The 16,578-nt window shown below is 37.4% G+C and carries 16 protein-coding genes; 14 read left to right on the plus strand and 2 right to left on the minus strand.

Annotated features, from left to right (window positions below):
- The first annotated feature begins 11 nt into the window (after positions 1-11).
- The 6 genes from VB776_RS20075 to VB776_RS20100 all read left to right on the plus strand — a co-directional run bounded on the left by VB776_RS20075 (position 12) and on the right by VB776_RS20100 (position 7,179).
- A complete protein-coding gene (locus VB776_RS20075) occupies positions 12-2,300 on the plus strand; it encodes an NADP-dependent malic enzyme (protein WP_323698655.1) in 2,289 nt (762 codons plus the stop codon).
- A 221-nt stretch (positions 2,301-2,521) separates the two neighbouring features.
- Positions 2,522-3,799, plus strand: a complete 1,278-nt coding sequence (gene hisD, locus VB776_RS20080) for a histidinol dehydrogenase (protein WP_323698656.1) — start codon at positions 2,522-2,524, stop codon at positions 3,797-3,799.
- Positions 3,800-4,031: 232 nt separating this feature from the next.
- Positions 4,032-4,769 (plus strand): SDR family NAD(P)-dependent oxidoreductase, encoded by a 738-nt coding sequence (locus VB776_RS20085; RefSeq protein WP_323698657.1) that lies wholly within the window; start codon positions 4,032-4,034, stop codon positions 4,767-4,769.
- 49 nt (positions 4,770-4,818) lie between these two features.
- Positions 4,819-5,115: an antibiotic biosynthesis monooxygenase family protein gene (locus VB776_RS20090; RefSeq protein WP_323698658.1), complete on the plus strand. Its 297-nt coding sequence runs from the start codon at positions 4,819-4,821 to the stop codon at positions 5,113-5,115.
- A gap of 169 nt (positions 5,116-5,284) precedes the next feature.
- Entirely contained in the window at positions 5,285-6,412 is a 1,128-nt protein-coding gene (locus VB776_RS20095) for an SMP-30/gluconolactonase/LRE family protein (protein WP_323698659.1), read from the plus strand.
- On the plus strand, positions 6,409-7,179 hold the full coding sequence (locus VB776_RS20100; protein ID WP_323698660.1) for an SDR family NAD(P)-dependent oxidoreductase: 771 nt from the start codon (positions 6,409-6,411) through the stop codon (positions 7,177-7,179). The genes VB776_RS20095 and VB776_RS20100 overlap by 4 nt, the downstream gene beginning before the upstream one ends.
- 2 nt (positions 7,180-7,181) lie before the next feature.
- Here VB776_RS20100 and VB776_RS20105 read toward each other — a convergent pair whose 3' ends face one another.
- Entirely contained in the window at positions 7,182-7,787 is a 606-nt protein-coding gene (locus tag VB776_RS20105) for a Uma2 family endonuclease (protein WP_323698661.1), read from the minus strand.
- 22 nt (positions 7,788-7,809) lie between these two features.
- Here VB776_RS20105 and VB776_RS20110 point away from each other — a divergent pair, with 22 nt between their 5' ends.
- From VB776_RS20110 to VB776_RS20140, 7 genes are all read left to right on the plus strand, one after another.
- Positions 7,810-8,577 carry an SDR family NAD(P)-dependent oxidoreductase gene (locus VB776_RS20110; protein WP_323698662.1) on the plus strand — a complete coding sequence of 256 codons (768 nt, stop codon included), beginning with the start codon at positions 7,810-7,812 and terminating at the stop codon, positions 8,575-8,577.
- Between the two features lie 101 nt (positions 8,578-8,678).
- The gene (locus VB776_RS20115) at positions 8,679-9,659 is read left to right on the plus strand and encodes a catechol 1,2-dioxygenase (protein ID WP_323698663.1); all 981 of its coding nucleotides are present in this window, start codon (positions 8,679-8,681) and stop codon (positions 9,657-9,659) included.
- Positions 9,660-9,769: 110 nt separating this feature from the next.
- The gene (locus tag VB776_RS20120) at positions 9,770-10,138 is read left to right on the plus strand and encodes a four helix bundle protein (RefSeq protein WP_323698664.1); all 369 of its coding nucleotides are present in this window, start codon (positions 9,770-9,772) and stop codon (positions 10,136-10,138) included.
- 73 nt (positions 10,139-10,211) lie between these two features.
- A complete protein-coding gene (locus tag VB776_RS20125) occupies positions 10,212-11,324 on the plus strand; it encodes an alpha/beta hydrolase family protein (protein ID WP_323698665.1) in 1,113 nt (370 codons plus the stop codon).
- Between the two features lie 208 nt (positions 11,325-11,532).
- Positions 11,533-12,663 (plus strand): FAD-dependent monooxygenase, encoded by a 1,131-nt coding sequence (locus tag VB776_RS20130; protein WP_323698666.1) that lies wholly within the window; start codon positions 11,533-11,535, stop codon positions 12,661-12,663.
- 126 nt (positions 12,664-12,789) lie between these two features.
- On the plus strand, positions 12,790-13,695 hold the full coding sequence (locus VB776_RS20135; RefSeq protein ID WP_323698667.1) for a fumarylacetoacetate hydrolase family protein: 906 nt from the start codon (positions 12,790-12,792) through the stop codon (positions 13,693-13,695).
- Positions 13,696-13,826: 131 nt separating this feature from the next.
- Complete coding sequence (locus VB776_RS20140) at positions 13,827-14,585, plus strand: cyclase family protein (protein WP_323698668.1); 759 nt, start codon at positions 13,827-13,829, stop codon at positions 14,583-14,585.
- A 182-nt stretch (positions 14,586-14,767) separates the two neighbouring features.
- Here VB776_RS20140 and VB776_RS20145 read toward each other — a convergent pair whose 3' ends face one another.
- Positions 14,768-15,100, minus strand: coding sequence for a winged helix-turn-helix transcriptional regulator (locus tag VB776_RS20145; protein WP_323698669.1), 333 nt, complete (start codon positions 15,098-15,100; stop codon positions 14,768-14,770).
- Positions 15,101-15,323: 223 nt separating this feature from the next.
- On the opposite strand from VB776_RS20145, the gene VB776_RS20150 reads away from it, so the two are divergent.
- Entirely contained in the window at positions 15,324-16,214 is an 891-nt protein-coding gene (locus VB776_RS20150) for an SDR family oxidoreductase (RefSeq protein ID WP_323698670.1), read from the plus strand.
- Positions 16,215-16,578: the final 364 nt, after the last annotated feature.

Here is a 16,578-nt window from a genome sequence, read left to right on the forward strand (position 1 = left end):
ATTAAAATACAATGACCACCAACAAAACCCTAAAAGAAGAAGCACTTCATTATCATGCCAAAGGTCGTCCGGGCAAAATTGAAGTAATTCCCTCTAAAGAAACTGCAACGCAACGAGATTTAACCTTGGCTTACTCGCCGGGAGTAGCCGAACCTTGTTTGGCAATTGCTGAAAATCCAGAAGATATTTATAAATATACTGCTAAAGGAAACTTAGTTGCCGTAATTTCAAATGGAACGGCAGTTTTAGGTTTAGGCGACATCGGAGCAGGAGCAAGTAAACCAGTAATGGAAGGCAAAGGCTTACTCTTTAAAATTTACGCTGATATTGATGTATTCGACTTGGAAATCAATACCAAAAACGTTGACGAGTTTGTCAGAACCGTAAAATTATTAGAACCAACTTTTGGTGGCGTAAATTTAGAAGATATTTCAGCTCCAGAATGTTTTGAAATTGAAGAACGTTTAAAAGCGGAAATGGACATTCCTGTCATGCACGACGACCAACACGGCACGGCAATTATTTCAGCCGCTGCTTTGCTGAATGCTTTGGAATTGGTCGGAAAAGATATTGCCAAAGTAAAAATTATCGTCAACGGAGCAGGAGCGTCGGCAAGTTCTTGCACAAAATTGTATGTTAGTTTGGGAGCGAGCAAAGAAAATATTTTGATGTTCGATTCAAAGGGATTGATTCATCCAAGTAGAACCAATTTGGACGGAAAGAAAAAGGAATTTGCTAACGGAAACTTTCCTGCTGAAATTACTCTGACAGAAGCTTTGGTCGGAGCAGACGTTTTTGTGGGCTTGTCAAAAGGTAATGTTTTGACACAAGAAATGGTAAAACCGATGGCAAAAGACTGCATTGTCTTTGCAATGGCGAATCCAACACCAGAAATTCCTTATCATGAAGCAATGGCTGCTCGTGAAGACATAATTTTTGCTACTGGCAGAAGTGATTATCCTAACCAAGTAAATAATGTTTTGGGTTTTCCCTATATTTTCAGAGGTGCTTTAGATGTTCGTTCAAAAGTAATCAACGAAGAAATGAAATTAGCAGCCGTGAAAGCTTTGGCTGCTTTGGCTAAAAAACCTGTTCCCGACATGGTGAACATGGCTTATGGCAAAGACAATTTGGTTTTTGGCAAAGAGTACATCATTCCTAAACCCGTTGACCCACGTTTATTGACAACGGTAGCCCCAGCCGTTGCAAAAGCGGCGATGGATTCGGGTGTGGCAAAATTCCCGATTACAGATTGGGACGCTTACGAAACGCAATTATCAAAACGTTTGGGCTTGGATAATACTTTGACAAAAGTGATTATCAATAAAGCGAAGCAAAATCCTAAGCGAGTAGTGTTGGCTGATGCTGAAAATTTAGCCGTTTTAAAAGCTGCTCAACAAGTACAAGAAGATGGCATTGCTACGCCAATTTTATTGGGAAATGTCTCTAAAATCAAACAATTGATTCAAGACAATTTGCTGAATTTAAGTGATGTAGCGATAATTGACCCAATGTTGCCACAAAATGAAGCCGAAAAAGCAAGACTTGACAATTACGGAGAATTACTTTTTGCCAAACGTCAGCGAAAAGGTTTCAACAAAGCCGAGGCTTTCGATGCTATCCGTAGAAGAAATTACTTTGGTTCGATGATGGTGGAAGCAGGTGAAGCCGAAGCCATGATTGGCGGAACTACTCGGAATTATCCTGATACCGTTCGACCAGCTTTGCAAGTGATTGGCAAACAAGCTGGCGTTAAAAAAGTATCAGGAATGTATATTTTAATGAGTCGTTTTGGTCCATTATTCTTGGCGGATACCACGGTGAATTTTAATCCAACGGCAGAAGAAATAGTAGAAATTGCAGAACTGGCGGCGAAAGAAGTAGAGAAATTCAATATCAAACCAAGAATTGCTTTATTGACTTATTCAAACTTTGGTAGTGCCGATGGCGAAGATGCTATTAAAATGAGAAAAGCCGTTGCCATGTTGAAAGCGAAACATCCAGAAATGATTGTTGATGGCGAAATGCAAGCACATTTACCTTTTGATACAGAATTGTTGAAAGAAAATCATCCTTTCTGTGATTTGGTGAATGGTGGAGCAAATATTTTACTTTTCCCCAATCTTTCTGCTTCTAACATTGCCTATAATTTAGTAAAAGAAGTGGCTGATATTGAGAAAATCGGTCCTGTTTTACTCGGACTCAAAAAGCCAGTTCACGTACTTCAACTGGGAAGTACAACTCGTGAAATCGTGAATATGATTGCGATTTCGGTAGTAGATGCTCAAACGCACAAATAACCTCAGAATTCAGTATCAGTGAATAGAAATTGATTGAAAAATTATCAATTTCTATTCACAAGTATTGATATTGAATAATATTGGCTTCTTTTTGAATAACAATAAAATATAATTTAAACATAATTTTGTTGTATTAAATACAGACACAAAAAGAAGCTTGGAAAATCATAAACAGTTCAATTTTTTGATTTTGATAAGTATCTAAAAGAAATATTATAATAATGATTCAGCAAATCAAGAAAGGCATTACTTATGCCGAAAGCAAAGAGGCCGACTTAAAAGTACGTGCTTTGGTAGAATCCATGTTAGAAAATGTGGCTCTGAATGGCGATAAAGCCGTGAGAGAATATTCTGAAAAACTGGATAAATGGTCGCCTGAAAAATTCAGAATTAGTGCAGAAGAAGCTGAGGCGATTGTGGCGAGTTTGCCAGAACAAGTAATTAATGACATCAAATTTGCTCAAACGCAAATCAGAAATTTTGCCCAAATTCAACGTGAAGCCATCAAGGATGTTGAAGTAGAAACTTTGCCAGGGGTTTTCTTGGGACACAAAAATATTCCCGTAAACTCAGTAGGTTGTTATGTGCCGGGCGGTCGTTATCCAATGGTTGCGTCGGCACACATGAGCGTTTTGACGGCAAAAGTCGCAGGTGTAAAAAGAGTAATTGCTTGCACGCCACCTATCAACGGAGAAATTCCGAAAGCAACTATTGCCGCCATGTACTTAGCTGGTGCTGATGAAATGTATTTATTGGGAGGTGTTCAAGCCATTGCGATGATGGCTTTGGGAACTGAAACCGTTGCTTCTGTTGATATGTTGGTGGGGCCGGGCAATGCCTATGTTGCCGAAGCGAAGCGACAATTATTCGGAAAAGTAGGGATTGATTTATTCGCTGGCCCGACAGAAACCTTAGTAATTGCCGATGATACTTGCGATGTAGAAATGTGTGCCACTGACCTTTTGGGACAAGCCGAACATGGTCCAACTTCACCTGCTGTACTTTTGACTACCAGTAAGACAATTGCATTAGGAATTGAAGAAGAAATTCAAAAGCAATTAAAAGTATTGCCAACGGCTGATATTGCAAGTGTTTCTTGGAGAGATTACGGACAAGTAATTTTAGTAGATACCGTAGAAGAATTAATTGCAGAAGCTGACCGCATCGCCAGCGAACACGTGCAAGTAATGACGGAAAATCCTCGTGAGTTTTTGGAAAAAATGACCAATTACGGCGGTTTGTTTTTAGGAGCAAGAACCAACGTAGCATTTGGCGATAAAGTAATCGGCACAAACCATACTTTACCAACCAAAGAAGCGGCACGTTATACAGGCGGTTTATGGGTTGGAAAATTCTTGAAAACTTGTACTTATCAAGAAATTAAAACGGATGAAGCCAGTGCTTTGATAGGTGAATACTGCTCAAGATTATGTGCAATTGAAAACTTTGCAGGGCATCAAGAGCAAGCCGATTTAAGAGTAAGAAGATACGGGAAATAATTTTGGAAGTCAGATTTCAGTTGTGTTTTATCGCAAACAAAATGTTGGCAACCCTTGCGTTTGCTCTCACAAAGAATAGGTAACGGCAAGGGTTACCTCTACATTTTGTAAAAAGAAAATATCCATGAATAAAATGAATGATACTTTTAAAGATTAAATACTTGTAGGGGCAGTTCATAATTCATAACCGCTACGGCGGACCGTTCAAAATTTATATTTATTACAAATTTCAATGAAAAACAAAAAAACAGTTTTAGTAACAGGTGGAGCAGGAGGTATTGGTTCTGCAATTTGTAAAAAATTTGCTGAGGCTGGTTACGCTGTTATTATTACTTATAACGGAAATCTTGAAAAGGCCGAAAAGCTTTGTAATTCGCTGATAGGAGAGGGGCATTCAGTTTTTCATGCTCCTGTAAATGATGCAAATCGTTTGTTGGAATTAGCCGCTTTTGTAGAAAGTAAGTATGGCAAATTAGATGTTTTGGTGAACAATGCAGGCATTACAACGCCCGTAGCACATGATGATTTAGACGGTTTGACGGACGAATGGATTGACCGAATTTTAGAAACTAATGTGCGTGGTACTTTCGCTATGATTCGTGCTTGCAAAGCTTTGTTGTTGAAAAGTAAAGAAGCTTTGGTGGTGAATATTTCTTCGATAGCTGCAATTTCTGGTATCGGAAGTAATGTTGCTTATTGTGCTTCAAAGGCGGCGATTGATAGTATTACTCGTTCATTAGCTCGTGCTTTAGCACCCAATATTCGGGTTGTGTCGGTTTCGCCGGGTTGGGTTTTGGGTGAGTATTCTAAAAATATCGACCCACAATATTTGCAAACACAAATCGACAAAACGCCTTTAGGTCGTTTGGCGATTGCCGAAGATGTTGCCAATACGGTTTTTGTTTTAACAACGCATCTTACTTTTACTACGGGAAGTATTATTCCTGTGGATGGAGGAAGGCTTTTGTAATGATGAGTTATGAAATATGAATTAGGAGTAATTTTTTTAAAAAGAAAATATGATTTTAGAACTTGTAACCTTAGATATTAAAGCCGAAAGTAATGCTGAATTTGAAACGAATTTAGCGAAAGCGATGAAAGTAATTTCACAGTCAAATGGTTTTATCAGTATTGATGTAAGACATTGCATTGAAGAGACCAATCGTTATGTGTTGTTGATTCACTGGCAAACGCTTGAAGACCATACGGTTGGTTTTAGAACTTCTGATTTATTCACACAATGGCGTGCGTTGATTGGTCCATTTTTTCTGAATCCGCCTTTTGTGCAACATTTTTCAATCAAAAACATAGGATAATAGTAGGTTAATAGTGTGTTAAATGCTGTTGGATATAATGCTGACAGCATTTTTTGTTTCTTCAATTTTTTCAAATCAATTTTTCTGAAAGCCATAATCTAGGCAAATTCGAAACGTTTGAATATAAAAATGTACTAAAAAATCTCAAATTAATTAAAATGTATTGTTATTGAATACTATTGGCTTTATTTTGATTAATAAAAATTGTTATCATAACGTAGTTTTGTTGTATAAATTATTAGAATATTTATTAATGCACATTCAACATCGAAATATAAATCCGCTTAAAAACTGGAAGGTTAATCGTGAAGAAATACAATTTCTTGGACATGAACTCCAACGTCCAGAATGTATCCTGACCGAACCAAATGGTACAGTTTGGACGGCAGATGCCCGAGGCGGAGTAATGAAAATAAATCCTGACGGAAGTCAAGCATTGATTACGCCATTTAAAGAATCTCCAAATCCCAAATCCGAAATCCAAAATCCGCAATCTTATGAAAGTCGTTATGTTCAGGCTCAAGGTTCTTTACCCAACGGCTTGTGTTTTGATGCCAAAGGTAATTTCATCATTGCCAATTGGGGAACAGACCACATCGAAATGATGACAGCCGAAGGCAAGTTGACGACATTGGTGACGGAGATTGAGGGAAAAGCTTTGGGAAAAGCCAATTTCCCATTGAGAGATTCAAAAGGAAGAATTTGGTTTACAGTAACCACTCGTACAAATCCGTGGACTGAACAATTAAATAGCAGAGCAACAGATGGTTATATCGCTTTGATAGACGAAAAAGGCGTAAGAATCGTTGCCGAAGGTTTTTGTGGAACAAACGAAATTCGCTTTGATGATGCCAAAGAATGGTTGTATGTGGTAGAAAGCACGGCACACCAAATTTCAAGATTAAGAGTAAAAGAAAATGGCGATTTGTACGGCAGAGAAGTATATGCTCGATTGAGCGGTTTTCCAGACGGTTTTGCTTTTGATTCTTATGGAAATCTTTGGACAACCTTGATTTTTACAGACCAATTGGCGGCGATTACACCAGAAGGGGAAGAATTGATTTTGTTGGACGACAGCAATCCAGCTACGAAAAAACTCCTCTTTGAACATTATGAAAACAGAACTTTGACAGGCGAAATATTGGCTTCGGTACAAGGGACACTTTGTCCGTGGATGGCGAGTTTGAGTTTTGGCGGAAAAGATATGAAAACAGTGTATTTAGGAAGTTTGAGAGGAACAAGAGTACCCTATTTCCAAAGTCCAGTAGCAGGACAAAAAATGATTCACTGGCGATGAAAGATTTATTTGATTTAACAGGAAAAGTAGCCCTTGTCACAGGTTCGAGCAGTGGCATGGGCAGAGCCATTGCCGAACTTTTGGGTTTACATGGGGCTACTATTATCATTTCAAGCAACGACAAAAAGGCTTGCGAAGATACTTGTGAGGATTTTTTACAAAAAAATATCAAGGCAGTTGCTATTCCTTGCGATGTCGCTGTTAAGGCAGAAATAGATTTCCTTTTTGAAGAAACAATAGTAAAGTTTAGCAAGATAGATATTTTGGTGAGTTGCGTAGGCGTAGCATTGGCAGGGTCTTTTTTAGAAATGAGTGCAGACATTTTTGAAAAAACCATGCAAATCAATTTACAAAGCATCATTTATCTCAGTAAGTTGGTGATTCCTCAGATGCAAAAAAGCAAAGAGGGTTCAATCATTTTTCTGGCAAGTATTGCGGGTGTTCGGGGTAATAAATCTTTAGGAATGTATGGCATTTCAAAAGCTGGATTGGCTCAGTTGGCTCGCAATCTTGCTGTGGAATTTGGTCCAGATAACATCAGAGTAAATGCCATTTCGCCCGGAGTGATCGATACTAATTTTGCCAAACCGCTTACTTCTAATAATGAAGTGATGGAAAGAAGAGTACTACTCACACCCTTACGAAGGATTGGAAAAGTAGAAGAAGTAGCAGGTGTTGCACTTCTTCTGGCTTCAAAAACGGGTGGATTTATGACGGGGCAAAATATTATTGTGGATGGAGGAACAACGATTAGCGATGGAAATTAAAACTAAACATTGCTGAAAATTTCGTTCAAATCCACAAAAAGGTTTGGGAAAATGACACTTTCAAAAGTATCATCACTGGCATAAATAGAAGCGGGACTGTATAGCCCATTTTCTAATAAATGGAATTGGAAAGCAGTTTCGTGTTCAGGGTCGATAATCCAGTATTCTCTGATGCCATTTTCTTCATAAAGAGCTTTTTTTAATTTCATTTCTTTTGAAGAATTGCCAGGAGAAAGAATCTCAACCACCAAATCAGGTGAACCCAAACAACCTTTGTCGTCCAATTTTTCAAGGTCGCAAATGATACAAATATCAGGTTGGACAACGGTCAAAACATCTTTGTTTGCCAAAGCTGATTTTTGTTTGTCATACAAACGGACATCAAAAGGGGCAGCGTAGAATTGACAAGCATGGCTTTTGAAATGTGTATAAAAAAGCCCGTTGAGTTCTCTCGAAATCGCTTGATGCTTTCTGCTTGGAGCAGACATTGGTAAAATTTTACCTTTTATCAATTCAACAGCTTGTTCAAACCGCCAACTTAAATAGTCGGCATACGAGTAAATACCATTAACAGTATCTAAATCAGAGTAGTTTAATACGGCTTCCATAACATCATTTTTGACAAAAATAATGAAAAAATTTCAAAATAAGGTATGCTTAGTCACGGGGGCTTCTTCGGGTATTGGTAAGGCAACGGCTGTGGCTTTTGCTGAATCAGGGGCAAAAGTGATTGTGTCGGATGTCAATGAAATGGCAGGTATGGCTACCGTTGCCGAACTTGTAGGACTGGGAGCGGAAGCCATTTTTGTAAAATGTAATATCGCAGAAAGAGCAGAAGTACAAAGCCTTATCAATCAGTCAATTGAAAAGTTCGCTCGGGTTGATTGTGCAGTACTTTCGGCAGGTATTGCTGGGCGACTTTCCTTGCCAACGCACGAATATCCCGAAGATGAATGGTTGAATCAAATCCATGTAAACCTCATTGGTACATGGTATTGTATCAAATTTTTATTGGAAGAAATGCTAAAACAAGGAGGCGGAAACATTGTTTCCATTGCCTCAGCAGCAGGCTTACGTGGACAGCCGAACAATTCTCCTTATGCTACTTCTAAGCATGGAGTAGTGGGCTTAGTAAAAACGGCGGCTATCGAATATGCTACCCAAAACATCAGAATCAACGCTATTTGCCCAACTGCCATCGAAACACCAATGATTATGGAAGGAAGAAGGAAGTTGGCATACAACCCCGAAGCCTTGGAAGCAGCCAAAAATTACCAAGCAATGAAACGCATGGGACAACCTTCGGAAGTAGCAGATGTGGCACTATGGTTATGTTCAGACGAAGCCAGTTTTATGACGGGTCATGCTTTACCTGTTGATGGTGGTGCTTTCGCTTAAAATGATTGATTTTGAATAATATTAGCTTGTTTTTGATTCACAAAAGCAATTATTTGAGTTGTAATTTTAACAAAAAATATTAAAATAATACAAATATTAGAATGGCAAAGAATCCGCATTATTTATCGCAATTGGCTTATGTTGAATTGCTCAGTACAAACTTGGAAGAAACTGTTCGATTCTACACAGATATTGTCGGGATGGACAAAACTGGAGAGGATGAAAACTCTGTTTATTTAAGAGCTTGGGGTGATTATTTCTTCCATACACTCAAAATTACTCGTTCGGATGTAAAAGGCTTGGGTGGTATCGGTTGGAGAGCTGATAGTGCTGAGGCTTTTGATGATTGCGTTGCTTACTTAGAAAGTATCGGTGCTGGTAGAGGTTGGTTGGAAGCTGATTTAGGTAGAGGAAAAGCTTTTAAATTTCAATCGCCAGACGGACATAAACATGAAGTATTCTGGGATGTGAAATGGTTGAGAGAAACAGGTGAAAAAGGAAGTATTTATGCTGATAGATATTCAAGTAACCGTAGAAAAGGGGCGAATCCACGCAGAATTGACCACTTTACTTATTTAGTTGCCAAGTTCCAATATGCCAAAGAAAAGGCTTTTTGGCAAGCAATGGGCTTTAAAAATCCTGATGAAATTCGCTTAGACGATAATATTCCTCCAATCGGCGGTTTATGGACTTTGGGGAATCTTTCGCATGATATTGCTATTTTCTCTGACCCTAACTTAGAACCGGGACAAGGGGTTGTAAACCATCTTTGTTATAACCTTGATAGCCGTGAAGAAGTATTGTTGGCTTTGGATTGGTTTACAGAGAAAGGTTACAAAAGTGTTTGGGGAGCTCCTACTCGTCATAAAGCAGATGAAGGATTTTTCTTCTATATCATGGAGCCTCACACAGGTGTATTATTAGAGATTTATGCTTGTGCAAGATTAGTTTTCGCACCAGACCACGGACCAGATGTACATTACTTAAAAGACAATCCAAACGACGCTTGGGGCTTAACCAATCCATTTGAAGAAATGGCAAAAGGCAAAGTCGGTGGATTGGATAAGCCGGTGGATATTTAGGTAGATATGAATTATGAGTTATGAATTTTAAAATAGAGTCTTGTTTTGCTCCAACTTAATAAGATTTTATCTTTAATAAGAATATCTCATACTCTATCAATTTGAATATCATGGAATTAAAGAAAGAAAGTGTAATCAAAATAAAGTCTTTTCAGTTTGCAGTAAGGTCTGTCAAAGTTTATAGATATTTAACAGATACTCATAAAGAATTTGTCATTTCAAAGCAGTTTCTAAAAGCAAGCACTTCGATTGGAGCAAATGTGAGAGAAGCTCATAATGCAGAATCGGAAGCAGATTTTATTCATAAATTAAGTATTGCACAAAAAGAATGTGATGAAACTCTTTACTGGTTAGAATTACTAAAAGAGAGCGAATATTTGAGCGAAGCCGCTTTTCAATCCATTTATTCAGAAGCTTTAGAAATTCTAAAAATCTTAAAAAGTATTATTATCACAATTAAAAAAAAGAAAGATAAATAGCCTTAAATGACAAATTTATAAGGCTCATCTTTCAAAATAATTCATAATTATTAATTCATAACTCATAATTAAAATGTGGCATTATTTCCCTAATCAATATATGCCTTCTTACCAAGTGAACCGTGCTTTGACGCAGGCTCATTATGGGGGAGGAGAATTTGCAGAAATATTACAAGTAGCAAGTGAAATTGACCCCGCTAACCGTGAAAGTTTCAATAAAGCTTGGGTTAAAATGGGTGATAAAGTCTATGAATTAGCAGAAAATTATGCAAAAGAAGGACATAGTGTTTCTGCTCGTAGAACGTATTTGAGGGCTTTCAATTATTTACGTACAAGCGAGTTTTTTATGACTTTGCATGATGAACGTAAAATTCCTTATTACTTAAAATGCCGTGATGCTTTCATTAAAGCGATTGATTTGTTTGATGAGAAACCCCTGCAATTAGAAATCCCTTTTGAAGGTTCTTTCTTACCTGCTTATTTATTTAAACCAAGTGGTGTTGTAAATCCTCCAGTGATGGTGATGTTTGGTGGGCTGGATAGTTTGGCAGAAGAGTTATATTTCGGTATTGCACAGCACCTCAACGAACGTGGTATTGCGATGATGGCAGTGGATGGCCCCGGACAAGGAGCTTCGCTTAGATTGAACCATTTGCATACTCGTTATGACTACGATGTTCCCGGAACGGCTGTTTTAGATTATATCATTGAAAATCTTGGTGAACACGTTGATACTTCTCGTGTAGGTATTGGGGCTGTTTCGATGGGTGGCTATATGGCTGCTCGTTGTGCAGCGTTTGAGCCACGTTTTAAGGTCTGTATGATTTTTGGGGCAGTTTGGTCGTATTATGATATTTGGAAAAATCGTCCTGATAACCACCCTTTAGCTGAAATTGTACAGCACATTGTGGGTGCAGATACTATGACAGAGGCTCGTGAAAGATTGAAAAATTTCACATTGGAGGGTGTTGCTGAGAAAATTCAATGCCCCACCTATATTTTGCATGGAGAGGACGACCGTCAGAATTTTGTAGAAAATGCTTATAAAGTAAATGAGGCTCTTACTTGCGAACACGTCTTGGAAATTGTGCCAAAAGATGAAAGTGGTTCGGCTCACTGCTCTGTTGATGATTTTACAAAATCATTCAATATGTACGACTGGATAGCTAAGAAAATTAAGGCATAATTAAGTATTAAGTAACCCAGCAGACTTAGTTTTCGGGCATCGGCTTTCAGGTTTTTAAGGAGTTTTAGTCATCTTCATCAGATTACTAACCTATTCTTATGAAATCTGATGGCTAAAAGTTTTAAAATTTAGCCTGCCCACTTAATGCTTGTTTGTATGTTTTCATACCTGATACATGTCTAAAAACAATCTTATAAATATCAAAAAGATGGTAAAGAAAATTTTAGTAGTAGGGGCTGGCATTGGTGGGCAGTCTGTTGCTATTGGTTTAAAAAAAGCTGGTTTTGAGGTAGATTTAATAGAGCTACATAAAGAATTTAATGTTTATGGAGTAGGTATCATACAACAAGCCAATGCTTTAAGAGCTTTAGACGCCATCGGTGTGGCTGATGAAGCAATGCGAAGGGGTTCTCCTTATGGAAAAGTAAAATTATGCTTGCCACATGGTGTTCAAATCGGTGAAGCTGGTACTCCACCAATCGGTAAATTTCCGAGCCATAATGGAATATCACGTAAAATTTTACACGATATATTATTTGAAGAAGCTCAGAAAGTTGGTTTAAAATACCGTATGGGAGTAACGGTTGAATCCATTGACAACCAGCTAAATGTTGCTCATGTTACGTTTACAGATGGTACAAAGGGTAGTTATGATGTCGTGATTGCGGCCGATGGGGTGAACTCAAAAGTACGTAAACTTATTTTTGGTGAGTTTAAATTGAGCTATGTTGGCTTGTCTGTGTGGCGATATGCTTTTAAGCGTCCTGCTAATTTAGATACGGGTTATATCTTCTTTAATAAAAAACATAAAATGGGTGTCATTCCTATGACAGCCGATACTTGTTACATATTCGTAAATTCTGCTGAGGGTGATAATCCATTGATTCCTGAAAATCAATTGGTTGAAAAGCTAAAAACGTATATGTCGGCTTATCCCGTTCCGCTTATTCAGGAATTAATACCACAAGTTACCGATGCTAAATTGGTTAATTATCGAGTATTAGAAACGCTCAAAATGCCAGCACCTTGGTATAAAAACAGCGTGGTTGTTTTAGGAGATGCTGCTCATACAACTATTCCTCAGTTAGGTTCGGGGGCAGCGTTGGCGATTGAAGATGCCGTTGTATTAGTTGAGGAATTACAAAAAGAGGGAGAGCTTACTGATGTCTTTGAACGCTATATGAAACGTCGTTATGAACGTTGCAAAATGGTAGTTGATGTATCTGAAACATTAGGTGCTTGGGAATTACTTGAATACAACGACCAAGCCCTTCCAGAGGGAGCAAATATGGGAATGTTGATGGGTAAAACAGGAATGGCATTAACAGAGCCGATTTAAGCTTTAGCTGAAAGCAATAAGCTATCAGCCTTGAGCTTTTTTGTGAAGCAATTAATAATCGAAGGGAAAGACAAATTATCCATTTTTTAAAAGCTGTTAGCTCATTGCTCACAGCTCCAAGCTATTATGAAATTAGTAACTTTCAAAAATACAAATGGCGAAAGCCGTATAGGTTGGCTTCAAGGCGATGGCGTGGTGGATATGAATTTGGCAAATAATAAACTGCCAACGGATATGCTTACGTTTATCGACCACCATGAGGAGTACTTCGAGGTGATTAAGTCTTTGGGCGAAGTACAGCCACATTATCAATTATCAGAAGTACAGCTTTTAGCTCCACTTCCTAATCCGAGAAGTTTTAGAGATTATATCGGTTTTGAAATGCACATGTTGAATGCTTCAAAATCTTTTGGACATACCATCGGACAAGAATGGTACGAAATGCCGATTTTCTATTTTACCAATCATCATGGCATTTACGGCCCAGATGATGAAATCAAGCGTCCAGAAGGCGAAACGAAAATGGACATTGAATTAGAAATCGCTTGTATTATCGGTAAAAAAGGCAAAGATATTAAAGCAGATGATGCTCAAGACTATATTTTTGGTTATACAGTTTTCAACGACTGGACAGCCAGAGCCATTCAGCGTCGTGAAATGATGATTCCACTTGGTCCACACAAAGGCAAAGATTTTGCCAATGCCATTGGCCCTTGTATCGTTACCAGTGATGAAATGGAACAGTACATGGGTGAAAATGGTCGTTTTAATTTAAAAATGACTTCAAAAATTAATGGTGTTCAAATCTGCGAAGGTAATTATAATACTGTTTATTATACTTTCGGACAAATGATTGAACGTGCTTCTGAAAATAATGTAACCATGATGCCGGGTGATATTTTAGGTTCGGGAACAGTAGGCTGGGGTAGTTTGATTGAAAATAATTTTGCCGTTCACCGTCCGCTTGAGCCTGGTGATGTGGTTGAATTGGAAATAGAAGGAATTGGCGTTTTACGAAATAAGGTGATTTAGTATTCAAAATACAACAATGATTTAATAGTGCTTAGACACAGGTTTTTAAAACCTGTGTCTTTTATTGGGTTAAATCTTGTTGATACAATTCATTCATTATTAAGCATACATGTTTTAAATAGTTTATTCAAATGAAAATAATAGATCTTTCAGTAACCATTTCTGAAGAAATTAAAGAACCACTTCCTACCAAAATTGTGTATGAAGATCACAAAGAAGGAGCAAAAAAAATGGGCGGAAAACTCTTTGAAGGTATTCAAGGAGATGTTTTTATCAATGGAAATGGTCCAGCAGGCGAGTTTTTAACCGTAACAAGTCACTGCGGAACACACGTAGATGCTCCTTACCATTATTATCCCACTTGTGAAGGAAAACCTTCAAGAACCATTGACGAAATGCCTTTAGATTGGTTTTATCGTGATGGCGTAGTGTTAGATTTTACCGATAAACCTGATGGCTATATGTTTGAGCCAGAAGATTTGATTGAAAAATTGGCTGCCATTAATTATACTTTAAAGCCTTTTGATATTGTCTTGATTCGTTGCGATGCCGACAAGCGTTTGCATCATCCTGATTTCGTGAAAATTCATGTTGGTGCTTCCGCCAAAGCAACGCATTGGCTTATCGACCAAGGCATTAAAGTAATGGGAACTGACGGCTGGGGTTGGGATATTCCTTTGCACATTCAAGCAGCAGATTATAAAGCGAATCCAAGAGATGGCGTAATTTGGCAAGCACATTATGTAGGTATTGAAAAAGAGTATTGTCAGATTGAGAAATTGGCGAATCTTGACCAATTGCCACCATTTGGTTTTAAAGTAGCTTGTTTTCCTGCTAAAATCAAAGGAGGAAGTGCTGGCTGGACAAGAGCCGTAGCGATATTTGAATAGAGTTTATGTATAGAATAATCAAAACAGTCGTTTGTATTTTACGGACGACTGTTTCTTTTTTGTCCCAAATATTAAACACAGAACGACAACTGCAAGGATTGTCGCTACATTATTTTCATTCCCTTTTACTTCATAAAATCAAAGACTTAGCGGTATCAAAGAGTGCTTTATGTTTTGGATCATCAAACTAAATTCTCTAAACCGAATTCAGCTAATTTATCTACAACGGGTAAAGTCTTCAATCCCAATTCAGTCAGACTATACTCAACCTTTGGAGGGATTTCAGGATAGACTTTTTTGCTGACTAATTTATTTTCCACAAGCATATTCAGTTCTTGTATCAACATTTTTTCGCTGATGCCTGGAATAGCCCTTTTTAGCTCGCCATATCGTATCACATTTTCGTTGATTTGAAATAATATTAACAAAGTCCACTTACCACTTAGCAGAGTTAAAGAAGCTCTCACAGGACATTTTTCATCGCAAGGTGAAATTATTTTAGATTTTTTATTCATTGATAATCAATTATTCTAACCGTTTGGTAGGTACTTTACTTTTAGGTAAGTACTTGTACAAAAGTAGGTAGGTTGATACTTTTGTACAAATAATTTTTGAATTAAATAAGAAATATGTCACAATCAGGAAAAAGGGATAAATAGCTATCAAAGCTTATCAAAGAGTAAATAACAATTCAGTGTTCTGAAAAATCAATTCAATAACATTTAAAAACGGGATAAAATGAAAATTTTAGTATTCGGAGCCACAGGTTCACAACAATTCAATGTAATATCAGAAGGTAAAAAAAAAGGAGCAGAAGTAATTGCTGCAACAAGTTCTGCAACAAGTTTTGAGAAATTAAAACAAGCAGGGGCAATACCTATTTTGGCAAATATGAGTGATGCAAATACAATGCAGGAAATCACCAAAGGTATAGATGCGATATCTTTTATGGTTCCTGTTTCTTTACCCAATCCTTTTGATGGCTTACAATATGCCAAAAATGTGATTGATGCAGCTAAGACAAATGGAGTTAAAAAAATCGTATGGAACACAAGTGGCTGGTTAGCACCCCAAAAAATAGGAATACCCGGTGAAGATGTGAAATTGGACATTAGTGATTATTTAAAAAATAGCGGATTGAATTATGTAATCATCCAACCAACTATTTACATGGAAAATATGCTGGGGCCATTTTGTGCACCTTTTGTGAAAAACGAAAAGAAGCTGGCTTACCCTACACCAGAAGCAATGCCTATTGGTTGGATAGCTTCCAGAGATGTAAGTGCTTTTGTTGTTGAAGCAATTTACAATGACAAACTTAAAGCAGATTCTTTCCAGATTAGTGGGTTAGAAAATCTAAAAGGAAATGATTTAGCGGAACAGTTTTCTAAAGGTGTAGGTGAAAAAATAGTGTATTATACACAACCTGCCAAAGAATTTGGCGATATACTTAAACCATTTGTAGGTGAGGCAGGTGCAACAGGTGTTGCTTCTTATTATGAAAGTCTTCAAAAAGCAATAGAATTTCCACCAAAATTCAATCCTAATATGAGTGAAGTATTAGAAAAACTTCCTGTTCAAATGACTTCATTAGCACAATGGACGAAGAATAATAAGGCATATTTTTAAACTAATAACTTAAAGTTTGTAAAGTCAAAGTTAATAGGTTTTCAAGCCCTTGGCTTTGACTTTATAAATATTTCAGTTTCAAAAACAACATTTTATATAGGTACAAATGAATATTTGCCCCAAGGAGCTACATTTTATTTGTCATACAAAGCCGAAAGAAGACTTTGAATAGCGAGGGGCATAATAATTAAATTATCAGCAATAGTCTTATTAAATTCAAAATACTAAATAAGGTTAATGATTTTGACACTATCCCTAATTTTGTGTAAGTTGTTTTTTGTATTGATTATTTGTTTTTGATTCTTTGGTCAAAAATAAGGTAAAATTGGTTGATAATAATTCCCCAGTTTTGAATGGGTTTTGT

The organism is Arcicella gelida, assembly GCF_034931025.1.
Classification (GTDB): Bacteria; Bacteroidota; Bacteroidia; order Cytophagales; family Spirosomataceae; genus Arcicella; species Arcicella gelida.